Origin of the sequence: Microbispora cellulosiformans, from assembly GCF_008728085.1 — a bacterium.
In the GTDB taxonomy this organism is placed as follows: domain Bacteria; phylum Actinomycetota; class Actinomycetes; order Streptosporangiales; family Streptosporangiaceae; genus Microbispora; species Microbispora amethystogenes.
On sequence record NZ_VYTZ01000008.1, the window covers coordinates 253915 to 276628 of the forward strand.

The 22714-nt window shown below is 70.4% G+C and carries 17 protein-coding genes; 11 read left to right on the forward strand and 6 right to left on the reverse strand.

The genetic code is table 11. The features are described from left to right. Positions 1-15 precede the first annotated feature (15 nt). The 3 genes from F5972_RS23785 to rfbD are packed head-to-tail and all read left to right on the forward strand — an operon-like array spanning position 16 to position 2884. Positions 16-1083 carry a glucose-1-phosphate thymidylyltransferase gene (locus tag F5972_RS23785; RefSeq protein ID WP_150935985.1) on the forward strand — a complete coding sequence of 356 codons (1068 nt, stop codon included), beginning with the start codon at positions 16-18 and terminating at the stop codon, positions 1081-1083. Then, the gene (rfbB, locus tag F5972_RS23790; RefSeq protein WP_150935987.1) at positions 1080-2048 is read left to right on the forward strand and encodes a dTDP-glucose 4,6-dehydratase; all 969 of its coding nucleotides are present in this window, start codon (positions 1080-1082) and stop codon (positions 2046-2048) included. Before F5972_RS23785 ends, rfbB begins: the two co-directional genes overlap by 4 nt. Beyond that, positions 2048-2884, forward strand: coding sequence for a dTDP-4-dehydrorhamnose reductase (gene rfbD / locus F5972_RS23795; RefSeq protein ID WP_150935989.1), 837 nt, complete (start codon positions 2048-2050; stop codon positions 2882-2884). The genes rfbB and rfbD overlap by 1 nt, the downstream gene beginning before the upstream one ends. Positions 2885-2956: 72 nt before the next feature. Here rfbD and F5972_RS23800 read toward each other — a convergent pair whose 3' ends face one another. Together F5972_RS23800 and F5972_RS23805 are read right to left on the reverse strand one after the other, a co-directional pair. After that, entirely contained in the window at positions 2957-4150 is a 1194-nt protein-coding gene (locus F5972_RS23800; protein ID WP_150935991.1) for a GumC domain-containing protein, read from the reverse strand. Between the two features lie 19 nt (positions 4151-4169). After that, a complete protein-coding gene (locus F5972_RS23805) occupies positions 4170-5225 on the reverse strand; it encodes a glycosyltransferase family 4 protein (RefSeq protein ID WP_150935993.1) in 1056 nt (351 codons plus the stop codon). Positions 5226-5361: 136 nt separating this feature from the next. Between F5972_RS23805 and F5972_RS23810 the strand changes: the two genes are divergently transcribed. Genes F5972_RS23810 through F5972_RS23825 form a run of 4 tightly spaced genes read left to right on the forward strand, consistent with a single transcriptional unit; the run spans position 5362 to position 9596 of the window. Beyond that, positions 5362-6459: a DUF1972 domain-containing protein gene (locus tag F5972_RS23810; RefSeq protein ID WP_225311779.1), complete on the forward strand. Its 1098-nt coding sequence runs from the start codon at positions 5362-5364 to the stop codon at positions 6457-6459. 2 nt (positions 6460-6461) lie between these two features. Continuing rightward, positions 6462-7703, forward strand: a complete 1242-nt coding sequence (locus F5972_RS23815; RefSeq protein WP_150935997.1) for an MATE family efflux transporter — start codon at positions 6462-6464, stop codon at positions 7701-7703. After that, positions 7678-8664, forward strand: coding sequence for a hypothetical protein (locus F5972_RS23820; RefSeq protein ID WP_150935999.1), 987 nt, complete (start codon positions 7678-7680; stop codon positions 8662-8664). Before F5972_RS23815 ends, F5972_RS23820 begins: the two co-directional genes overlap by 26 nt. Next, the gene (locus tag F5972_RS23825) at positions 8661-9596 is read left to right on the forward strand and encodes a phosphotransferase (protein ID WP_150936001.1); all 936 of its coding nucleotides are present in this window, start codon (positions 8661-8663) and stop codon (positions 9594-9596) included. Before F5972_RS23820 ends, F5972_RS23825 begins: the two co-directional genes overlap by 4 nt. Here F5972_RS23825 and F5972_RS37440 read toward each other — a convergent pair. After that, entirely contained in the window at positions 9593-10429 is an 837-nt protein-coding gene (locus F5972_RS37440; protein ID WP_225311781.1) for a sulfotransferase, read from the reverse strand. The two genes, F5972_RS23825 and F5972_RS37440, sit on opposite strands and share 4 nt — an antisense overlap. Positions 10430-10582: 153 nt before the next feature. Between F5972_RS37440 and F5972_RS23835 the strand changes: the two genes are divergently transcribed. From F5972_RS23835 to rfbC, 4 genes are all read left to right on the forward strand, one after another. Further along, positions 10583-11851, forward strand: a complete 1269-nt coding sequence (locus tag F5972_RS23835) for an O-antigen ligase family protein (RefSeq protein ID WP_191910289.1) — start codon at positions 10583-10585, stop codon at positions 11849-11851. Positions 11852-11921: 70 nt separating this feature from the next. Then, positions 11922-13574, forward strand: a complete 1653-nt coding sequence (locus F5972_RS23840) for a right-handed parallel beta-helix repeat-containing protein (RefSeq protein WP_150936005.1) — start codon at positions 11922-11924, stop codon at positions 13572-13574. A 121-nt stretch (positions 13575-13695) separates the two neighbouring features. Further along, positions 13696-17898, forward strand: a complete 4203-nt coding sequence (locus F5972_RS23845; protein ID WP_191910290.1) for a LamG-like jellyroll fold domain-containing protein — start codon at positions 13696-13698, stop codon at positions 17896-17898. A 99-nt stretch (positions 17899-17997) separates the two neighbouring features. Next, positions 17998-18594 carry a dTDP-4-dehydrorhamnose 3,5-epimerase gene (rfbC, locus tag F5972_RS23850; RefSeq protein WP_150936007.1) on the forward strand — a complete coding sequence of 199 codons (597 nt, stop codon included), beginning with the start codon at positions 17998-18000 and terminating at the stop codon, positions 18592-18594. Positions 18595-18611: 17 nt separating this feature from the next. Here rfbC and F5972_RS23855 read toward each other — a convergent pair whose 3' ends face one another. The 3 genes from F5972_RS23855 to F5972_RS23865 all read right to left on the reverse strand — a co-directional run bounded on the left by F5972_RS23855 (position 18612) and on the right by F5972_RS23865 (position 22594). Next, a complete protein-coding gene (locus tag F5972_RS23855; protein WP_150936009.1) occupies positions 18612-19544 on the reverse strand; it encodes an FkbM family methyltransferase in 933 nt (310 codons plus the stop codon). A gap of 142 nt (positions 19545-19686) precedes the next feature. Next, the gene (locus F5972_RS23860; protein WP_150936012.1) at positions 19687-20757 is read right to left on the reverse strand and encodes a 2-oxoacid:ferredoxin oxidoreductase subunit beta; all 1071 of its coding nucleotides are present in this window, start codon (positions 20755-20757) and stop codon (positions 19687-19689) included. After that, a complete protein-coding gene (locus tag F5972_RS23865; RefSeq protein ID WP_150936014.1) occupies positions 20750-22594 on the reverse strand; it encodes a 2-oxoacid:acceptor oxidoreductase subunit alpha in 1845 nt (614 codons plus the stop codon). Before F5972_RS23865 ends, F5972_RS23860 begins: the two co-directional genes overlap by 8 nt. Between the last annotated feature and the right edge of the window lie 120 nt (positions 22595-22714).

Genomic DNA, 22714 nt, shown 5'->3' on the forward strand with positions numbered 1-22714 from the left:
CGGGAGGGGCCCCAGGTGAAGGCGCTCGTGCTGGCGGGCGGATCGGGCACGCGGCTGCGGCCCATCACGAACACCTCGGCCAAGCAGCTCGTTCCGGTCGCCAACAAGCCGGTGCTCTTCTACGGTCTTGAGGCGATCGCCGCCGCCGGCATCCGGGAGGTCGGCATCGTCGTGGGCGGCACCCACGCCGAGATCGAGGCCGCCGTCGGAGACGGGCGCGAGCTCGGGCTGGAGGTGACCTACCTGCGGCAGGAGGCCCCGCTCGGGCTCGCCCACGCCGTGCTCATCGCCACCGACTACCTGGGTGACGACGACTTCGTCATGTACCTCGGGGACAACTTCATCGTCGGGGGGATCACCGAGATCGTCCGCCGCTTCGCCGCCGACCGGCCCGCGGCCCAGATCATGCTGACCCGCGTGCCCGATCCACGGCAGTTCGGGGTCGCCGAACTCGGCCCCGGCGGGCGTGTGGTGGGCCTGGAGGAGAAACCGGAGACGCCGAAGAGCGACCTCGCCCTGGTCGGCGTCTACCTCTTCACCCCGGCGGTGCACCGGGCCGTGGCCGAGCTCAAGCCGTCGCGGCGGGGCGAGCTGGAGATCACCGACGCCATCCAGTGGCTGATCGACGAGGGACACCGGGTGGAGTCGACGGTGATCTCCGGATACTGGAAGGACACCGGGAACGTCTCCGACATGCTGGAGGTCAACAGGCTCGTCCTGGAGAGCCTCGAACCGGCCGTCCGCGGCCAGGCCGACGAGGCCAGCGAGCTGATCGGCCGGGTCGTGATCGAGGAAGGCGCGCTGGTGACCGGGTCGCGCATCGTCGGTCCTGTCGTCATCGGCGCGGGCACCCGTATCACGGACTCCTACGTGGGCCCGTTCACCTCGATCGGCGCCGACTGCGTCGTCGAGGACAGCGAGATAGAGTATTCGATCGTGCTGTCCCGGTCCTCGATCACCGGCGTACGCCGGGTGGAGGCCTCTCTGATCGGCCACGATGTGGAGGTCACCCCGGCCCCCAACACGCCCCGGGCACATCGGCTCGTGCTCGGCGACCACAGTAAGGTGCAGATCTCATCGTGAGGGTCCTCGTCACGGGCGGGGCCGGCTTCATCGGCTCGCACTACGTCCGCACCCTGGTCTCCGGCGGCTATCCCGCGTTCACCGGGGCCCGTGTCACCGTGCTCGACAAGCTCACCTACGCGGGCAACCTCGCCAACCTGGAGCCCGTCTCCGGGGGGTTCGACTTCGTCCACGGGGACGTCTGCGACGCCGCGCTGCTCGCCGAGGTCGTTCCCGGGCACGAGGTCGTCGTGCACTTCGCGGCGGAGTCGCACGTCGACCGCTCCATCGACAGCGCCGCCGAGTTCGTCCGGACCAACGTGCTCGGGACGCAGGCGCTCATGCAGGCGTGCCTGGACGCGGGTGTGTCCAGGGTCGTGCACGTGTCCACCGACGAGGTCTACGGCTCGATCGAGACCGGCTCCTGGGACGAGGAGGCGCCCCTGCGTCCCCGCTCGCCGTACTCGGCGTCGAAGGCGGGCGCCGACCACGTCGCCTGCGCGTACGGCGTCACCCACGGCCTGCCGGTGATGATCACGCGCTGCGGGAACAACTACGGTCCCTACCAGTACCCCGAGAAGCTCGTGCCGTTCTTCGTCACGCGGCTGATCCGGGGCGAGAAGGTCCCGTTGTACGGCGACGGCGGCAACGTCAGAGACTGGGTCCACGTCGAGGACCACTGCCGGGGCATCCAGCTCGTGGCCGAGCGCGGCGCGGCGGGCGAGACCTACCACGTCGCCGGGACGGCGGAGCTGGCCAACAAGGAGCTGACGATCCGTCTGCTGGAGGCCTTCGGATACGGCTGGGACATGGTCGAGCACGTGCCCGACCGGAAGGGCCACGACCGGCGTTACTCGCTCAGCGACGCCAAGATCCGGGCGCTCGGCTACGAGCCGTCCGTCGGCTTCGACGACGGGCTCAGGGACACCATCGCCTGGTACTCCGGCAACCCCGACTGGTGGACGCCCCTGCTCGGGGAGCACTGATGCGCTGGCTGGTCACGGGCGGCGGCGGCATGCTCGCCACCGACCTGGTACGGCGGGCCGACGGCGAGGTCGTCGCGCCGAAACGGGCGGAGCTCGACATCCGCGATCCCGCGGCGGTGCGCGACTGGGTGCTTGGCCACCGCCCGGACGTGGTGGTGAACTGCGCGGCCTGGACCGGCGTGGACGACGCGGAGCACCACGAGGACGAGGCGATGGCGGTGAACGGCCACGCCGTCCGCGAGCTCGCCGCCCGCGCGGCCGAGGCCGGCGCGCGCTTCGTCCAGATCTCCACCGACTACGTGTTCCCGGGGGACGCCCGCGAGCCCGTTCCCGAGGACGCCGCGACCGCCCCGCTCAACGCGTACGGACGGACCAAGCTCGCAGGGGAGCGCGCGGCGCTGGAGCACGGCGGCCACGTCGTGCGCACCGCCTGGCTGTACGGCGACGCCGGGGCGAACTTCGTCCGTACGATGATCCGGCTGGCCGGGGAGCGGGAGACGGTCGACGTGGTGGACGACCAGCACGGCCAGCCCACCTGGACCGCCGACCTCGCCGACCAGGTGATCCGGCTGGTCCGCGCGTCCGCCCCGCCGGGGATCTACCACGGCACCAACGCCGGCCGCACGACCTGGTACGGCCTCGCCCGCGAGGTCTTCACGCTGCTCGGCGCCGACCCCGGCCGGGTGCGCCCGGTGAGCAGCGCCGCCTTCCCGAGGCCCGCGCGCCGTCCGGAGTTCAGCGTGCTGTCGCACGCCGGGTGGGTGGGGGCGGGGCTGCCCCCGATGCGGGACTGGCGCGAGGCGCTGCACGCCGCCTGGCCCGGCCTCCGGCCATGACAACCTGAGCCGTGGAATCTGCGCCGTGACGTGGTGAGCGGTGCCCCGGGCCCCTCGGGCCGGGGGAGCATGTCACCGCTTCGAGTTGCGCGCCTCCGCGCTGATGTCGACGATCCGCAGCTCCTCGTCGTCCACGTTGTAGGCGAGCAGCGCGTTGCGGTCGTAGACCGCCGTGCTGTCCTCCTCCTCGTCCAGGCCGTTCAAACCGTTCACCCCGTTGGCGGCGTTCATGCCGTTCGCGCCGTTCACGACGGAGCCGTTGCGCGCACCGGACGACATCGACGAGGACGAACCCGGGCCGCCCGATCCGGAGGAGAGGCTGGAGGACGCCCCCGATGACGTGGAGGACGACGGCGCGGCGGTCAGCGCCTTGGCGGTCAGCCGCGTCGGCTGGGCCTTGGCGAGCAGGATGCGCCGCGGGCGCTTGCGCCGTCCCGTGCCCATCGTGGCGCGGGCGACCCGGGTGATGGGGTTGGTCGCCCGGAGGAAGGCGATCACGACGGCGATGATGATGCCGAGTGCCAGCCCGATCGCGGAGTTCCTCGGCAGCTTGCTGGGCGAGATCCGCAGCGGGTTGGCCTGGTCGACGAACCGGACACCGTCGTTGTACGTCGCCAGGTCGATCTGGGCGTCGCTCTCCTTCAGCTGGAGCTGCACCAGGGCCTCGGTGAGCGAGGTCGCGACGCCGCTCCCGGGAGCGGCCTTCTTCAGGCTGCCCCGGATCTGGAGCTCGGTGGCCCTGATGCTCTTGACCAGCTTGGCCTGGTCGGCCTTGGCGGTCTCCGCGGTCAGGCTCTGGTACGCCTCGACCACGGCGTTGGCGATGTTCGCGGCGATCCGGTCGGTCTTCGCCGCCGCCTGCACCTCGATGATCCCGCCGCTCGACCCCGGGCTCGCCTGGACGTTCTCGCGCAGGGTCTCCAGGTCGATCTGGTACGACTGGCGGGTCTCCAGGAGCTGCTGGGCGCGCCCGAGGACCTTCGCCGACTGTGTGTACGCCGCCCGCTGGGCGGTGTAGGCGATGAAGCTGCTGTCGGAGGAGACGCCCTGCCGGAGGAACGACGTGCTGCGCGGGTCGGTCACGGCGAACCGCGCGGTCGCCGTGGCGCCGTTGAGCAGCACCAGCGTCGCACCGGCCGCGGCCAGCCCGGACAAGATGATGATCAGGAGCGAGGACCAGCGATACCGCCAGACGGCCTCCAGGAGTCCGACTTCGGGCAGGACCTCCTCGGACTCCTCGCTCACCACTTCCCCGTTACCTCCCACGCTTTTCCCCTTTCGAAGTCTAGGCAGAGGTATGCGACGCGGAAAGGACGCGAGCCGTTTCCTTGTGGTAACGCGTCAGCGCAAAACGGTCACACGCGTCCTCCCGTCCCGCCCGTGCCATGGTCAGGGCGCGTGGCCAGTCGCCCAGCAGTTCTTCTATCGCGTCCGCGAGCGCGGCGGGATCGCCGGGAGGCACCAGCAGCCCCGTCTCGCCCGGCCGGACGATCTCGGCGAGCCCCTGGACCTCGCTCGCCACCACCGGCCGGCCCGCGAGCATGCCCTCCACCGCGACGTTGCCGAACGGCTCCTCGCGGGAGGGCACCAGCACGATGTCGGCGTCGGCCAGGAAGGGCGCGACCACGTCCTGGAACCCGGCGAACTCGATCTCCTCGCCGGCGATCGACCTGAGCTCCTCCTCGAACCACTCGTAGCCCGGGAAGACGGCGCCGACGAGCGTGAGCCGCACCGCGCGGCCGCGCTCGCGCAGCAGCGCGGCGGCCCGTACGGCCACGTCGGTGCCCTTGCGGGGGGAGAGCCTGCCCACGAGCACGAGCCGGCCCTCGGGCGTCTCCCGCGGCGGTGTCGCGTCACCGCGGTCGGGCACCCCGTTGTAGATCACTCGCACCCGGTCGGGGCGCACCCCGGCCGTGGTCAGGGTGCGCAGGCACGCCTCGCTGTTGGCCACCGTCAGGTGGGCGAGCCGTACGGGGGCGGTGAGCAGGCGCCGCACCAACGGGGAGAGGTTCTGCTCGGCCTCGTGGGCGTGGCAGATCACCCGGACTCCGGCCAGGCGGCCGGCCACGATCCACAGCGGAATGGTGATCGTGCTCACGTACAGCACCGGCGGACGTGTCCGCCGGAGCAGCGCGACCATGCGCGGCAGGACGGTGAGCGTACGCCAGGCGAGCGACAGCAGGCCCCCGGGAGACAGCAGGGACTTGCGCAGCACGGGGACGGGCAGGAAGGCGATCTCGGCGCCCGCCGCCCGCAGGCGTTCGGTAAGCGGTCCGTCAACCGGTAGGACAAAAAGGACATGATGCGTATTTATGACCGAATTCACCGATTCGAGCACCATGCGGTCAGAGCCATATAAATCTGGTGACGGATGTGCGATTACCACTCGATCCTTATCCAAGTAATCCCCATCCCGAGGTATGGTTCTCACGATTTTCGCACACACTTGATGGGGCCAGGACTCGATGGAGGGCCGGTTGCGAATCGCGATGATCGGCACGAGAGGGGTCCCCGCCCGTTACGGCGGGTTCGAGACCGCGGTGGAGGAGATAGGCGCGCGCCTGGTCGAGGCGGGACACGAGGTGCGCGTCTACTGCCGTTCGGGCGGTGAGCGGATGCGCGAGTACCGGGGAATGCGCCTGGTCCACCTGCCGGCCGTCCGTCACAAAGTGCTCGAAACCCTGAGCCATACGGCCCTGTCGGTCGGGCACCTGCTCGGGCGGCGCACCGACGTGGCGCTGGTCTTCAACGCGGCCAACTCGCCGCTGCTGCCCCTCGTGCGGGCCGCCCGCATCCCCGTCGCCACCCACGTCGACGGCCTGGAGTGGAAGCGCGCCAAGTGGAACGGAACCGGCCGCAGGTACTACCTCGTCGCCGAACGCCTCGCGGTGCGCTGGTCCGACGAGATCATCGCGGACGCCAGAGGGATCCAGGACTACTACCGGGAACGTTACAAAACCGCGAGCGTGATGATCCCGTACGGCGCGCCCGTGCAGGAGGCCGTCGACGAGGAGGTCCTGCGCGCCGCCGGATACGAGCCCGGCCGCTATCACCTCGTGGTCGCCAGGTTCGAGCCGGAGAACCACGTCGACCTCATCGTGGAGGGCTACACGCGGAGCGCCGCGACCTACCCCCTGGTGGTCGTCGGGTCGGCGCCGTACGCCGCGGAGTACACGCGCGGGATCGAGCGCCTGGCCGAGGCCGACCCGCGGGTGACGCTGACCGGCGGGATCTGGGACCAGCGCCTGCTCGACGCGCTCTACGCGGGGGCCGCGACCTACCTGCACGGCCACTCCGTCGGCGGCACCAACCCGTCCCTGCTGCGGGCCATGGGCGCAGGGGCCCCGGTGGTCGCCTACGACGTGAACTTCAACCGCGAGGTGCTCGGCGAGACCGGTGAGTTCTTCGCCGACGCCGCGTCACTGGCCAAGGCCGTGGAGGACGCGGAGGCCGACCCGGCGAGGGGACGGGCCCGGGGCGACGCCGCACGTGAGCGGGCCCGCACCGAGTACACCTGGGACGACGTGGCCGCCCGTTACGAGGCCCTGTGCCGCGACCTGCTCGCGAAGCGGTAGCGGTGCGGCGGATCCTCGGGGCGGGCGGCGCCGTGCTCGCCCAGGTCATCACGGCGGTCGGCAGTCTGCTGCTGCAGCTGATCGCGGCCCGGGAGCTGGGGGCCGCCGGCTTCGCGGCCTTCACCCTGCTCAACGGGGCGCTCGTGGTGATGGCGACCCTGCACACGGCCTGGGTGGGCGACTCGCTGACCGTCCTCGACCGCTTCGACCCCCGGGTGCGGGCGGGCCTGTTCGTCTCGCTGCTGGGCACGCTCGCCCTCGGCGCGGTGGTGGGAACGGTCCTGGCGCTCGCCTTCGGCGCGCTGCCCGGCGCCCGGACGCTGTTGTTCGGGGTCCTCGTGGTGGTGTGGCTGGCCGAGGACACCGGCCGCCGGCTGCTCGCCGCGCGGATGGAGTTCGCCCGGCTGGCCCGCAACGACGGCCTGCATCTCCTGACCACCTGCGTGGTGCTGGTGGTCGTGCACGTGACGGCCGGAATCGACCTGGAGTGGCTGCTCGTGGCCATGGCCGCGGGCTGCGTGGTGTCGATCTTCCTGGTGCTGCTGCAGGCGCCGCGCGAGGAACTGGCGCTGCCCCCGCTCAGGGGCGCCGACGTCCGCGGGGTCGGCGTCTTCGCCGCGTGGCGCGCGGCCCAGGCGGTGCTGCGGCCCACGACGCTGCTGCTAGCCCGGATCGCCATCGCGGCCCTCGTCTCCAGCACCGCCCTCGCCGCCACCGAGGCCGCGCGCCTGCTGCTCGCCCCCACGCTCACGCTCATCAACGGAGTCGGCGGCTTCCTGCTGCCGCGCATGGTCAGGCTCAGGGAGGCCGGCCACCCGCTGCGGGCGCGGCTCGCGCTCACCGCGTCGGTCGCGCTGACGTCCGTCTCCGCGGTCAGCGCGCTCGTGGCGGTGCTGCTCACCGGACCGCTCGAACACCTCATCACGGCCGGCCGGTTCGACGTCGACCCGGTGACGGTCGCCGGGTGGGGCGCCTACTGCGTCAGCATCGCGGCCACGATGCCGGTGAGCCTGCTCGCCACCGCCTACCGCCACTCGCGGCTGGTGTTCGAGGTACGGCTGATCGAGTCGGTCATCGGGCTCGCCGTGCTGGCCGTCATGCTCGTGTGGCGGCCCGATCTCTTCGGCCTCGCGCCCTTCTACATCGGCACCGGCGGAGTGGTCACGTCCGTCGTCCTGGTGATCCGCCTGCACGCCCTCCGATCGGAAACCGGTCCTCATGTTCCTGTCAAAGCTGATCGTTAGCTTCGCCGCCGCCCTCACGACGTCGGCCCCCGCCTGGGCCGACGAGCCCCCGCCCCAGACCATCCCCGCCTCGTCCTGGACGACGGCGTTCTCCTGGACCGATCCAGAGATCACCGAGTCGAGCGGCCTGTACGCGAGTGCGGTCCACGCGGGTGTGGTGTGGACGGTCAACGACGGCGAGGGGCCGGTGCGACTGTTCGCCGCGGGTCCCGACGGGCGTACCCGGGCGGTCGTGACTCTGGCGGGAGTCACCGGCGTCGACACCGAGGCGCTCGGCGGCGCGGTGGACGAGGACGGCGTGTCCTGGATCTACGTGGGAGACATCGGCGGCACTCCGAAGCCCCGGCCGGACGGCATCCTGGTGCACCGCTTCGCCGAGCCCGGCAGTCTCGTCACCCAGACAATCCCGTCGACGACGTACCGGCTGGTCTATCCGGACGGGCAGCACGACGCGGAGACCCTGCTCGTCGAACCGACCACCCGGCATCTCTACGTGGTGACCAAGAGCGACCAGGGCGGCGACCTCTACTCCGCCCCGCTCACGCTCTCCGAGGACCGCCCGAACCCGCTCACCCACGTCATGAAGATCCCGCACGTGGTGGACGACGGGTTCATCTCGGCGAAGGGCGCCGTGTTCCTGCGCGGCTACAACAAGATCCGCGTCTGGGACAAGCTCGGCGGGAAGGTGAGTTGGATCATCGACGTGCCCCAGCAGCCCCAGGGCGAGGGCCTCGCGCTCTCGGCGGACGGTTCCGCGCTGCTGATCTCGTCGGAGCACCCGTCCACTCCCGTCTACCGTCTCGGCCTGCCCGAGCAGTTGCGGGCCGAGCCCCCGTGGGCGTCGCGAATGACGGCCCGCTGGATGTGGATCGCGGGTGGCGGCGGTGGGCTCGCCCTCGTGCTCATCGTGGGAGTGCTTCTCGTGGCGCTGCGACGCCGGGGGAAGGGCCCGGCGCGATGAACGGACGGCATCTGGCGTTTCCGCCCGGCCGCGGCAACATCCTCATCCCCACCCGCGACCGCCGCTCCGCCCGGGCGGGGCTGTCGCTCGTGACCCTGTCCAAGCCGCTGCCGCTGGCGATCCAGCGGGCGCTGCACGTGGCGGTCGGGGCCCTCGGCCCCTGGGTGCTGCCGGGCAGGCGCACGACCTGGCGGCCGCCGCTCGACGAGGAGAGCTGGTCCGAGATCTCGGCCCAGGTCGCGGCGCTCACCGGTCCCTTCGACGGGGTGGCGGGTTATCTGCGTCCTCAGGCGTCCCGGGCCGGTGGCGCCGCTCTGCTGCTCCTGCGCGACGGGCGGCCCCTGGGCTTCCTCAAGGTGCGCGAGTCGCCGGGGGAGCTGACCCGGGAGTCGGCGGCGCTGGCGGCCTTCACCGCCGGCTCGGCCGGCGGGCCGGGCGGGGCCGCCGGGCTCGGCTTCCGCGTCCCCCGCGTGCTGGGGACGGGATCGGCGGGCTCCCTATGGTGGCTGCTGCTGTCTCCCATGGAACCGGTGCCCGCCCGGCCCGTGCCCGGCGTCGCGGTCGCCGGCCTGGCGGACGGGATCAGCGAGACTCTGGCCAGGTGCCTGCCGCGGCCGGACGACGTCCCCGGGCACTGGGCGCCGATGCACGGGGACCTCACGCCGTGGAATCTCCGGCTCACCCGGGGGCGGGTTCCCTGGCTCATCGACTGGGAGGACGCCGGGTACGGCCCGCCTCACGCCGACGAGGTGTACTTCCTCGCGACCCGGATCGCCGTGTACGGCGGCGGCCCTCCCGCGCGCCCGGGCGACTCGTACGCCGAGGCCGCGGACTACTGGCGCGATCGGGTCGGCCGCCGGGGGCAGGACGACCAGGAACTGACCCGGCGGCTGATGTCCGCCCTGAAGACGCTGGGAACCGCGAAGGACTAATCCGTCCAGTCGGGAAAACGCCGGCCGAGCAGCTTTTCGAGGGCCGCGTTGTGGGGAGCGAAGTGGTCGGCGAGTTTCTTTCTGACCGCGGGTGCCAGTTCTGCCTTCGGCGCCGGATTCCACACTTTTCCCGCTCCGGGAAGCGGCGCCGGCGGAAGGCCGAGAAATGCCGCGATCCCGTCGCAGACGCGCTGCTGGTCCCGATAGAACTCCTCGCTCGTGACCACGTGGAAGCGGTCCGCCGGATACGAGTCGAGCCAGCGGCGCAACGCCACGGCGTACTCGCTCTGCGCGACGTACGACTGCTGTTCGTGGGCGTAGCTGCGATACGACGGGTTCTCGGTGATCCGCTGCTCCTCGCCCGCGGTCCGCTCGGCCTCGGCCTCCAGCGCGTCCTCGAAGGAGAGCGACTCGGCGCCCGCCCTGACCCGCTCGCGGTAGTGCGAGAACGTGCGCTCCACCGGATCACGCAGGATCAGCAGGATGCGTGCGTCCGGCACGTCCTGGCGGGCGCGTCGCGCGGCGAGGGGGTGATGGAGGTAGTAGGGAGACCCCTCACCGGTGATCACCGGGCCGCCGGCGCGCCGCGCCGCACGCGCACGGGTGGCTCTGCTCGGGAGATGCGACCGGTACCAGCGCATGCCCTTGTCGTAATTGCTGTCGAAGAAGTGAATGCCCTTCGTATGGTTGGCCTTCGGCAGCAGGTTCGCCGACGGGAAGAGAGGGATGACCCGGGGGTGCTCGAGGAGTGCGTAGTACAGCGAGGTCGAACCGCCGCGCTTGGCGCCGATGAGCAGGAAATCGGGATCGGGTCGTGTCCGCGCCGTTGCCATTCCGTAGGCCCGGAATGCTTTACGCCCTATATCGAGGACGGATTCCGGTAACATCTCCCGTGCACCCATATGTCGCGATTCCCTCGTTCGGTACGGTGTCCACAAGTATTCTGGTCGAGGCTCGGGTGCCCGTGTCCAGTACGAGGAGAGCGAATGTCCAAGGCGCGCCACCGCCACTTCCGGTCGGCGTGGTGGCCCGTGTTGCTCCCCCTGACGCTCATCCTGGCCAGCGAGTACAAGTTCCGCTCCCGCAGCGGGCACCAGGCCATCTCGGGCGGTGTGGACGCGGTCATTCTGCTGGAGATCGGCGTCTACGGAGTCGTCGCCCTCTATCTCTACCGGCGGTTCGGCATCAGGCCGCCGCGCAGACGGGCGCCCGCTCCGCTGTTGCTGGGCTGGGCCTTCGCGAGCTACTCCCTGCTGTCGGCGCTGTGGTCGCCGTTCCACCAGTTCGCCCTGGTCCGCGGGGTGCAGATGATGATCACGGCGGCGGTCTGTCACGTCGTCGCCACGCGGGCCGACCGCGACGACCTCTACCGGCTCGCGCACGCCTTCGTCGTCCTCGTCCTGTTCTCGGTGGGATTCGGGCTGGCCGTGCCCCTCAAGCGCACCCCGCAGACCATGGACAGGTTCAACTGGCTGTACGTGCATCCCGTCTCGGCCGGCATCTTCCTCGGCATCGCGTTGCTGCTGACCGTGGCCTTCGCGCTGCCGGGCGGGCTGCCGCGCCGCTGGCCCGTCTCGGCGTACCTGGTGACGATCCTCGTCCTGGCGGCGGCGCTGATCGCGACGGGAACGCGAGGTGCGGCGGGGGCCTGCGCGGCAGGGGTCCTCGCGCTGGTGGTGGTGGCCAGGGGCGCCCGCGGCCGCGCGGAGCTGCTGATAATCGGGGTGCCGACCGCGATCGTCGTCGGGCTGGTGTTCACCGACAGCCTGCTCTCCTTCGCCACCCGCGGAGAGAGCGTCGAACAACTGGAGACGCTGAACGCGCGCACGGACCTGTGGACGCTCGCGCTGGACGCCTTCGCCAAACAGCCGTTCTTCGGAAACGGGCTGTCGGCCGCGCGCGGCCTCTTCCTCGACGAGATCGGCCTCGGCGGCGGCCACAACGCCTTCGTCAACGCCCTCGTCGAGGGCGGTGCGGTCGGGGTGACCCTCTTCTGCACGCTGCTGATCGTCCTCGCCACCGTCAACGTCGGGCTGAGCCGGTTGCCGGCGCGGCGCGCCGACGCGGCGCTGCTGGTGAGCCTGGTGCTGTTCTTCGCGGTGGACGGGCTGACGGCGGAGATGTCCGCCGCCCCCGCGAACGTCGCGTCGGTGTGGCTGTACATGGTCATCGCCTGGACGGTGATCCTCATGAACCAATCCGGTGACCGGGCCCGCCGGCCGCCGGCCACCACGGAGCGGGCTCCGGTGCCATAGCCATCGGGCGGTTTTCCTTGCCGTGGTGGTCAAGTTGGTGTTTGGTGAACCCCGAAGGGAGGCGTGCCGAATGAAAGTCGTCGCCGTAGTGGTATCGATCGTCACCGCGGTCGGGGCTGTGGCGCCGCGGCAGGCGGCCGCGCAGGTGGAGGGCTGGCGTACGGCGGGCCCGCTGCCCATCGGCACGGCGGCCTATCCGGTGCCCGCCGGAGCCTTCTATGTCTCCCCTCAGGGAAACGACGCCGCGAACGGCAGCCAGTCGGCGCCCTGGCGCACCGTCGGCCGCGCCGTGAAGGCCGCGCCCGCGGGTGCGGTGATCGTGCTGCGCGGCGGCGTCTACCACGAGTCGGTCGAGGTGTACGGCAAACGCCTCACCCTTCAGGCGTACCCTCGCGAGGCCGTGTGGTTCGACGGCACGGAGCCCGTGAGCGGCTGGGTCAGGGACGGGTCGATCTGGCGCAGGGACGGCTGGACCGTCCGTTTCGACAACACCGACCCGACGGCGGGCGGCGGCCCGGCCTGGCACATGGTGGGGTCGGAGAACCCGGTGGCGAACTGGCCCGACCAGGTCTTCGTCGACGGGCGCCAGCAGCGGCAGGTGGCCGGCCGCGACCAGGTCGTGGCGGGCACGTTCGCCGTCGACTACAACCGCGGAACGCTCTATCTCGGCTCCGATCCCACCGGGCGCGACGTGCGGGCGACGACGCTGGCCGAGGCGCTCTACCTCAACATGGCGCACGGCTCGGCCGTCCTCGGCATCGGCTTCCGCCGGTACGCGACGCCGATCAAGCGGGTCGGCGCGGTGAAGGGGTTCGGCAACGACCTGCGGTTCGAGAACGACGTCTTCGCCGACACGGCGCTCGCCGGCCTCAGCATCAAGGGCGACCGGATCGTGGTCCGGCACAACTCCTTCCTCCGCAACGGCCAGCTCGGGCTGCACGGGCACCGCACCCAGGGAGCGGTCGTGACCGGCAACCTGATGGAGGGCAACAACTGGGAGCGCTTCGAGCAGGCGCCCGTCTCCGGTGGCATGAAGATCACCACCTCGTCGGGTCTCCAGCTGATCGGCAACCGCTCCCAGCGCAACCGCGGGCCGGGCCTGTGGCTCGACGAGTCCGTTTCCGACGCCGTGATCGCCCGCAACCTGGCCTGGGAGAACACCGGGCACGGCATCCACTTCGAGATCTCGGCGCGCGGGCTCCTCGTGGGGAACTTCGCGGCCGACAACGGCAGGAACGGGCTGTACGTCAACGAGTCGAGCGACGTCCGCATGTGGAACAACACGGCGCTGCGCAACGGCGAGTCGCAGATCAACATCATCGACGGCGCCAGGGAGCAGGCCGACCCGAACATGCCGTGGAACGTCTCCGGGGTCGAGGTGCGCAACAACGTGCTCCAGGGAGGCGGCACCGGGCCGCTGATCTCGGTGCAGGACCTGACCGGCAGGCGTACGGCCGCGCAGATGGCCACGCTGGACTACAACGTCTATATCCGCATGGGTCAGAGCCGCGAGTCGCTCATCAAGTGGATTGATCGTTCTCGGGGCGGCGGGACGTACACCAGCCTGAAGGGAATTCAGGCGCAAATAGAAGGTCATGGTCGGGAGGTTCCGGCGGAAAACGCCCAATCCGGTCTTTCCGCAGGTGCGGCGCTGCCCACTGACGTCGCAGGCTGGCTGGGCACCCAAGCGGGCGCGCGCAACGTGGCCGGAGCCCCTTACTAGACCTAATCGTGATCGCATTGGAACCAATCGGGTAATCAATCTACGGTCGCCATTAGACCGTTCCATTACGATCTATTTCGTAACGCAGCCCATAAGGGCGCACGGGACGAAGTAGGTACAAGTGCGTTCCAAATTACCCCTGTTAAAGCGCTCTGCGCTCGCACTCCTCATCGTCGCCGGATTCGGCCTCGCCCAGAGCGGGGTCGCCGCGGCCGATATCGACCCTGAACCCGGCGTACCCGAGACCGTGACGGCCGACGCGCTGCCCACGTGGCAGATCAACGGCGTCGTGTGGAAGCAGGCCACGGTCGGCAACACGGTCTACGCCGTTGGCAGTTTCTCCAAGGCCCGGCCTCCCGGCACGAGTCCCGGCGACCCCCAGGAGGTCAACCGCGCCAACATCCTCGCGTACGACATCACGACGGGGAACCTCCTGCCGTTCAACCACACGCTCAACGCGCAGGCCCGCTCGATCGCGGTCTCCCCGGACGGCTCGCGGATCTACGTCGGCGGCGACTTCACCACCGTCGACGGGGTGACCCGCAACCGCCTCGTGGCCTTCAACACCGCCACCGGGGCCGTCGACACCGCCTTCAGCGCGTCGATCTCCAACACCGTCTGGGCCATCACGGTCTCCGACAGCACCGTCTACGTCGGCGGCAACTTCTTCAACGCCAACGGTCACTCGCGCAACCGCGCCGCCGCGCTGGCGCGGAGCAACGGCGCCCTGCGGGACTGGGCGATCGAGCCCGACGACGAGATCCGCGCCATGCTGGTGTCCCCGGACCAGAGCCGGGTCATCGTGGGCGGCAAGTTCCAGAACTTCAACGGGGAGGCGCGCGTCGGCGTCACCGCCGTCGACCCGGTCACCGGCGCCTCGCTGCCGTGGAGCAGCCGTCCCACCCCCACCGCCATCGACGGCAAGGGCTTCTCCTACGTCGACGACCTCACCACCGACGGCACCGTGATTTACGGCGCAAACGACGGCGAGGGCGGTCACTGGTACGACGGACGCTGGGCTGCCGATCCCACCACCGGTGACCTGATCTGGCTCGACAACTGCTACGGCGCGACGTACAGCGTCTTCGTGACCGGTCAGGTGCTCTACAGCGTCGGCCACGCGCACGACTGCAGCTCCCTCGGCGCGTTCCCCGAGAGCAGCCCGACGACGTGGCACCGGGCGCTGGCCGAGACGACGTACCCGGTCGGCACCGACCAGGCCCCGCCGGGACAGAACAGCAACTACAGCGGACAGCCCGTGCCGGGCCTGCTCCACTGGTTCCCCTCGATCAACGCCGGCAGTTACACCGGCATGAACCAGGGCGGCTGGTCGCTCACCGGAAACGCCCAGTACCTGTCCATGGGCGGCGAGTTCACCTACGTCAACGGCAACCCCCAGCAGGGCCTCACCCGGTTCGCGATCAAGACGATCGCGCCGCGGAAGGCCGCGCCCATCCCCGGCCCGGACCTGACCCCGACCGCGGTCTCCTTCCGCGCGGGCACGGCCAGGGTGAGCTGGAAGGCGACCTGGGACCAGGACCACGAGAAGCTGAACTACGAGATCCTGCGGGACGGCGGCAGCACGCCGATCGCGACCGTCACCGCCAAGTCGAACTTCTGGACGCTGCCCGCGCTGGGTTTCCAGGACACCGGCCTCGAACCGGGCTCCACGCACACCTACCGGATCCGGGCGAGGGACCCGCAGGGCAACGCGGTCGGCAGCGCCACCTCCGATCCCGTGACCATCGCGACCTCGGGAGGGTCCAGCGCCTACCCCGACGCCGTGCTCGCCGACAACCCCGCGAGCTACTGGCGGCTCGGTGAGCCCACCGGCACCACCGCGTACGACTACGCGGCGTTCAACGACGTCACCGAGAAGACCGGGGTGACGCACGGCGCGACCGGGGCCGTCAACGGCGACTCCGACGCCGCCTCGCACTTCGACGGCACCTCGAGCGGGTTCGGTGTGACCCAGTCGCAGACCCCCACGACGCCGAGCTTCACCATCGAGGCGTGGGTCAAGACGACCACGAACAGGGGCGGCAAGATCGTCGGTTACGGCAACGCGGCCACCGGCAACAGCGGCAACTACGACCGGCACGTCTACATGGACAACTCCGGCCGGATCTTCTTCGGCGTCCACCCCGGCGCCGTCCGCACGATCAACTCCGGCACGGGCTACAACGACGGCAACTGGCACCACATCGCGGCCAGCCTCAGCGAGACCGCCGGCATGACCCTGTACGTCGACGGCCGCCGCGTCGCCCAGTCCGCCGCCACCACCAGCGCCCAGCAGTACAACGGATACTGGCGCATCGGCGGCGACAGCCTCAGCGGATGGACGAACCAGCCGACGAGCTCCTACCTCAACGGCGACATCGACGAGGTCGCGATCTATCCCTCGGCGCTGCCGCAGGACAAGGTCATCGACCACTTCGTGGCCAGCGGCAGGACCAGCCCGATCCCGCCCGCCCCGGCGGACCCGTACGGCAAGGCCGTCTACAACGACGAGCCGGCGCTCTACTGGCGGCTGAACGAGACGAGCGGCCCGGCGGCCGCCGACTCGGGCAAGGGCGGCGTCGCGGGCACCTACACCTCCAGCGGCGTGAGCTACGGCCAGACCGGCGCGCTCGTCGGCACGACGAACAAGGCGGTGACGTTCAACAACGGCGGGGTCGCCTCGACGACGACGTACGCCAACCCGACGGCCTACTCCGAGGAGCTGTGGTTCAAGACGACCACGAACCGCGGTGGCAAGCTGATCGGGCTCGGCGGCTCCGCCACCGGAACCAGCTCCAACTACGACCGCCACGTCTACATGCGGAACGACGGCAAGCTCGTGTTCGGCACGTACACCGGCAGCATCAACGTGATCACCACGAACGGCTCCTACAACAACGGCCAGTGGCACCACATGGTGGCGACCCAGGGCCCCGGCGGCATGAAGCTGTACGTGGACGGCACCCTCGCCGGGACCAACCCGCAGACGGGCGCCGAGAACTTCACCGGCTACTGGCGGGTCGGCGGGGACAACCTCAACTCCTGGCCGAACCAGCCGACCAGCAACAACTTCGCGGGGCAGATCGACGAGGTGGCCGTCTACGGCGGCGTGCTCACCGACGCGCAGGTCGCCACGCATTGGCAGAAGGGCTCGGGCAACGGGCCGCCGAACCAGCCGCCCACCGCGTCGTTCACCGCTACCTGCCCCGCGCTGGAGTGCTCGTTCGACGCCGGGGCGTCCGCCGACACCGACGGCTCGATCGCCTCGTACGCCTGGGACTTCGGTGACGGCACCACGGGCACCGGGAAGACGCCGACGCACACCTATCCGGCCGCCGGCGACTACCCGGTCAAGCTGACGGTCACCGACGACCAGAACGCGACGGGCATCCGCACCGACACGGTCACCGCCCAGGCGCCGGCGAACCCGCCGGCGGCGCTGGCGTCGGACGCCTTCGGGCGTTCGGTCTCCGGCGGTCTGGGCTCGGCCGACACCGGCGGGGCGTACTCGCTCTCCGGCGCGGCCTCCTCGTTCGCGGTGGACGGCAGCGCGGCGCAGATCTCGCTGCCCTCGACCAGCGCGAACCGCCGGGCGTACCTGAACGGGGTGTCCAGCACGATGACGGACACCACGTTCTCCTTCACGACCGACAAGGCCGGCACCGGCAACGGCGTCTACATCTGGGGCATCGGGCGCAGTGTGAACGGCCAGGGCGACTACCGGGCCCGGGTGCGGCTGCTGTCGTCCAACGGGATCGGCCTGCTGGTGAGCCGCACCGACTCCGCCAACGCGGAGACGGCCCTCGTCTCCGAGCAGACGGTGGCCGGTCTCACCTACAGCGCCGGAACGGTGCTGAAGGTCCGGCTCCAGGTGGCCGGAACGTCTCCGACGACCGTCCAGGCGAAGGTCTGGCGGGCCGCGGACGCCGAGCCGGGCTCCTGGCAGGTGACCGCCACCGACTCGACGGCCGGTCTGCAGGCGGCGGGCGGCGTCGGGTTCGGCACGTTCCTGTCCGGGACCGCGACGAACGCGCCGGTCGTGACCACGGTGGACGATCTGGTCGCGACCAGCACGGCCACGGCGCCGACCGCGGCGTTCACGCCCAGCTGCACCGGGCTGACCTGCGCGGTGGACGCCTCGGCGTCGACCGCGGGTTCCGCGCCGATCTCCACCTACACATGGAGCTACGGCGACGGTGTGGTGGAGACGGGCCAGACCGCGTCGCACACCTACGCCCAGCCGGGCACCTACCGGATCACGCTGACCGTGACCGGGTCCGACAACCGCACGAGCGTCGCCACCCAGACGGTCGACGTCTCCTGAGATGACCAGGAAGGCCCCGCCGGCGACGGCGGGGCCTTCCGCCTACCCCCGTCTTTCCCGTCTTCCTCCCCGTCTCCGACCGACCACGAGGTGCCGCAGATGGAACAGATGCAGATCCCCGACGCGTACGTCTTCACCCCCGCCGTCCACCGGGACGACCGCGGGGTGTTCCTGGAGTGGTTCCGGGCGGAGGATCTGACCGCCGCGCTCGGGTACCGGTTCGAGCTCGCCCAGGCCAACCTCTCGGTCTCCCGCCGGGGCGTGCTGCGCGGCGTCCACTTCGCGGAGGTGCCGGTGGGCCAGGCCAAGTACGTGACCTGCGTGGCGGGAGCCGTCCTCGACGTCGTGGTCGACCTGAGGGTCGGTTCGCCCGCCTTCGGCCGGTGGCAGAGCGTGCCGCTCGACGACGTGAGCCGCCGGGGGGTGTACCTCGCGGAAGGGCTGGGGCACGCCTTCTTGGCGCTCAGCGAGGAGGCCACGGTCGCCTATATGTGCTCCCAGCCGTACGCTCCGGGGCGGGAGCACGGGATCCACCCGCTCGACCCCGAGCTCGGCATCGCGTGGCCGGAGGGGCTGGATCCCCTCCTGTCGCCGAAGGACGCGGTCGCGCCCACCCTGGCGGAGGCGGGGGCGCGGCATCTGCTGCCGAGCTACGACGACTGCCTCGCCTACTACGAGAAGCTCCGGTCGGCGTAGGCCGCCCGGCAGGCGGCTCAGGCCGGCGTCAGGATGATGTCCCGGGAGCCGTAGCGGGGCAGGGGCGCCTCCGACTCGATCTCCGCCGTGGTGATCTCGTGCAGGGTCTCGCTGCCGATGGCGTGCACCTGGTAGCCGCCGGAGTGGAGTTCGCGGATGAGGGCGCGGAGCCGGGGGACGTCGGCGAGGACCTCGACGACGATGGTCGGCCGCGCGGCGAGGATCTGGGGCCACACGGCTTCCAGGACGACGGCCTCGTAGCCCTCGATGTCGAGCTTGAGCAGGTCGACGCCCTCGACGAGGTCCTTCATCGGAATGGTCGGGACCTCGACGTACCGGGTGGCCGGCCGGTCCTTGATGCCCTCGGTGCCGCTGGCCAGGTAGGCGCCGGTGGGCGCGGTGTAGCGCTCGCGGTCGGGCAGCAGGAGACGCATCGTGGCGGGCGCGTCGTCGCCGACCACGGCGGCCTCGACGACGGTGACGTTCGCCAGGCCGTTGAGGTCGACGTTGGCGCGCAGCACGGCGGCGGACTCGGGGTTGGCCTCGACGGCGGTGTACGGGACGGATCCGGCGGCGTGCGCGCCCTGCACCGTGTAGTAGCCGATGTTCGCCCCGACTTCGAGAATCCTGGTGGCCTGCCCGCAGAGCCGCCGCCATTGTTCGGTCTCAGCGCCCTCGTAGCCGCGTTCGCCGTACCAGAACAGCAGTTGCGCGAGCCGGGACCGTACGGCGGAAAGCCGGATCACCGGATTGTCGGGAAGGGTGAAGTCGGCCAGCGGGGTCAGCGGCCGGTGCCGCAGGACCCGCACCACCTGCTCCCAGAAAAAGCGCGGCCCGCCTTTTGCCGTCGAATAACGCTCCCGCACGAGCATGACCAGCCCGATCGGCACCAGGGTCAACAGCCGGGACACCAGAATCCGCGCCTGTACCCGCGCGTTCGACTGCGCCATCGTCCCTCCGGAATGCCGTTCGAGTGCATTTGGATATTAATGGGCGGCAGGCCTTTGGGGCAGGCGCATGATGAAAAACATTGCGCACGAAAATGGCTCTCCGCCCGGCCGGGCGGAGAGCCATTTTCGGGTGGCCGGAGGATCAGCCGATGGTCCAGGTGTCCCCGCCGTGGAGCAGGTCGGCGAGGCTGCCCTCGCCCTTGTCGGCCGTGGCCGTGGCCACCTGCTCGTTCAGCAGGTGGTCGTAGGAGGGCCGGTCGACCGAGCGGAAGACGCCCATCGGCACGTGCTCGAACGCCGGCTCGTCCAGCCGGGACAGCGCGAACGCGAGCGACGGGTCGGGGTTGTGGGCGTCGTGCACCAGGATCTCCCCGTCGGACACCTCGGCGCGGCGCACCACCTCGACGCCGCCCGTGGGCGAAAGCCGTACGGCCCGCTCGTTCTCGCCGGTGCCGAAGACGATCGGCTGACCGTGCTCCAGCCGTACGGTGATCTCGTCCCGGGTGCCCGGGTCCTTCAGCGTGTCGAAGGCCCCGTCATTGAAGATGTTGCAGTTCTGGTAGATCTCCACCAGCGAGGCGCCGCGGTGCTCGGCGGCCTGGCGCAGCACGCCCTGCAGGTGCTTGCGGTCGCTGTCCATGGTCCGGGCGACGAACCCGGCCTCGGCCCCGAGCGCCAGCGAGATCGGGTTGAACGGCTTGTCCAGCGAACCCATCGGGGTCGACTTGGTGATCTTGCCGATCTCGGAGGTGGGGGAGTACTGCCCCTTGGTCAGGCCGTAGATCCTGTTGTTGAACAGCAGGATGTTCAGGTTGACGTTGCGGCGCAGCGCGTGGATGAGGTGGTTGCCGCCGATCGACAGCGCGTCGCCGTCACCGGTGATGACCCACACCGACAGGTCGGGCCGGGAGGCGGCCAGGCCGGTCGCGATCGCCGGAGCGCGCCCGTGGATCGAGTGGAAGCCGTAGGTGTTCAGGTAGTACGGGAAGCGGGAGGAGCAGCCGATGCCGGAGACGAACACGATGTTCTCCCGGCGCAGCCCCAGCTCGGGCAGGAAGCTCTGCACCGCGGCGAGGATGGCGTAGTCGCCGCAGCCCGGGCACCAGCGCACCTCCTGGTCGGACTTGAAGTCCTTCAGGGTCTGCTTGGCGTCGGTGCGCGGGATCAGGGCCAGGCCCTTGCCGTTGAGGCCCCCGTTGAGGGTGTCAGTCACTTTCGATCACTTCCCCGATGACGGCGGCGAGCTCCTCGGCCTTGAAGGGGAGCCCCCGCACGCGGTTGTAGCTGATCACGTCGACCAGGAAGCGGGCCCGCAGCAGCATGGCGAGCTGCCCGAGGTTGATCTCCGGCAGCAGCACCTTGTCGTAGGAGCGCAGCACTTCGCCGGTGTTGGCGGGCAGCGGGTTCAGGTGACGCAGGTGCGCCTGGGCCACCTTGTGCCCGGCCGCGCGCACCCGCCGGGCCGCCGCCGCGATCGGCCCGTACGTCGAGCCCCAGCCCAGCACCAGCACGCGGGCGTCGCCGCCGGGGTCGTCGACCGCCAGGTCGGGCACGTCGATGCCGTCGATCTTGGCCTGGCGCAGCCGCACCATCCGGTCGTGGTTGTCGGGGTCGTAGGAGATGTTCCCGGTGCCGTCGGCCTTCTCGATGCCGCCGATCCGGTGCTCCAGACCGGGCGTGCCGGGCACGGCCCAGGGGCGGGCCAGTGTCTCCGGGTCACGCTTGAACGGGAGGTACGTGCCGTCCTCGCCGTTGGCCTCGGTCGTGAACGGCGCGGTGATGTCGGGAAGCTCCGACACCTCCGGGATGCGCCACGGCTCCGAGCCGTTGGCCAGGTAGCCGTCCGAGAGCAGCATCACGGGCGTGCGGTACTTCACCGCGATGCGCGCCGCCTCCACCGCCATCGTGAAGCAGTCCGACGGCGTCGCCGGGGCCAGGACCGGCACCGGCGACTCGCCGTTGCGGCCGTACATGGCCATGAGCAGGTCGGTCTGCTCGGTCTTGGTCGGCATGCCGGTCGAGGGACCGGCCCGCTGCACGTCCACGACGATCAGCGGCAGCTCGGTGGTCACCGCGAGGCCCACGGTCTCGGCCTTCAGCGCGACGCCGGGGCCCGAGGTGGTGGTCACGCCGAGCGACCCGCCGAAGGAGGCGCCCAGCGCGGCGGCCACCCCGGCGATCTCGTCCTCGGCCTGGAAGGTGCGGATGCCGAACCGCTTGTGCTTGGACAGCTCGTGCAGGATGTCGGAGGCCGGGGTGATCGGGTAGGAGCCCAGGAACAGCGGCAGCTTCGCCTGCACCGCCCCCGCGATCAGCCCGTACGACAGGGCCTGGTTGCCGGAGATGTTCCGGTAGACGCCCGGCGCGAGAGTGGCCGGCTTGATCTCGTAGGAGACCGAGAACGACTCGGTCGTCTCGCCGTAGTTCCAGCCCGCCTGGAAGGCCGCGATGTTCGCCTTGGCGATCTCGGGCTGCCGCGCGAACTTGGACTCCAGGAACTTGATCGTGCCCTCGGTCGGCCGGTTGTACATCCACGACAGCAGGCCGAGCGCGAACATGTTCTTGGCCCGCTCGGCGTCCTTCTTCGAGATGTCGAAGCCGTCGAGCGCCCGTACGGTCAGCGAGGTCAGCGGCACCGCGTGGAGCCGCCACTCCTTCAGCGAGTCGTCTTCGAGCGGGTTGCCCGGGTAGCCAACCTTCTGCAGGTTGCGCTTGGTGAACTCGTCGGTGTTGGCGATGATGTCGGCGCCGCGGGGCAGGTCGCCGATGTTCGCCTTCAACGCGGCGGGGTTCATCGCGACGAGCACGTTGGGCGCGTCGCCGGGGGTCAGGATGTCGTGGTCGGCGAAGTGCAACTGGAAGCTCGACACCCCGGGCAGGGTGCCGGCGGGCGCGCGAATCTCCGCCGGGAAGTTGGGAAGCGTCGACAGGTCGTTGCCGAACTGGGCCGTCTCCGCCGTGAACCGGTCACCGGTGAGCTGCATTCCGTCGCCGGAGTCACCCGCGAACCGGATGATCACGCGGTCGAGCTGCTGAACCTGCTTGGTCACAGCTCCTCAGTCCTCCTTGACGCGCCCAGGCCTGTCTGCTTGTGGCACGATGTCATGTCCATGCTAGATCCATCGGGGTCAGGCTGGTTTCTCCGTAGTGCGCACTTGACGCGCTGTCTA

Coding starts and splice junctions, on each gene's coding strand:
- F5972_RS23805 (WP_150935993.1), bottom strand. CDS start 5,225: ATGGTGCTCGAATCGGTGAATTCGGTCATAAATACGCATCATGTCCTT.
- F5972_RS23855 (WP_150936009.1), bottom strand. CDS start 19,544: ATGGCGCAGTCGAACGCGCGGGTACAGGCGCGGATTCTGGTGTCCCGG.
- F5972_RS37440 (WP_225311781.1), bottom strand. CDS start 10,429: ATGGCAACGGCGCGGACACGACCCGATCCCGATTTCCTGCTCATCGGC.
- F5972_RS23840 (WP_150936005.1), top strand. CDS start 11,922: ATGAAAGTCGTCGCCGTAGTGGTATCGATCGTCACCGCGGTCGGGGCT.
- rfbC (WP_150936007.1), top strand. CDS start 17,998: ATGGAACAGATGCAGATCCCCGACGCGTACGTCTTCACCCCCGCCGTC.
- rfbD (WP_150935989.1), top strand. CDS start 2,048: ATGCGCTGGCTGGTCACGGGCGGCGGCGGCATGCTCGCCACCGACCTG.
- F5972_RS23825 (WP_150936001.1), top strand. CDS start 8,661: ATGAACGGACGGCATCTGGCGTTTCCGCCCGGCCGCGGCAACATCCTC.
- F5972_RS23820 (WP_150935999.1), top strand. CDS start 7,678: ATGTTCCTGTCAAAGCTGATCGTTAGCTTCGCCGCCGCCCTCACGACG.
- F5972_RS23835 (WP_191910289.1), top strand. CDS start 10,583: ATGTCCAAGGCGCGCCACCGCCACTTCCGGTCGGCGTGGTGGCCCGTG.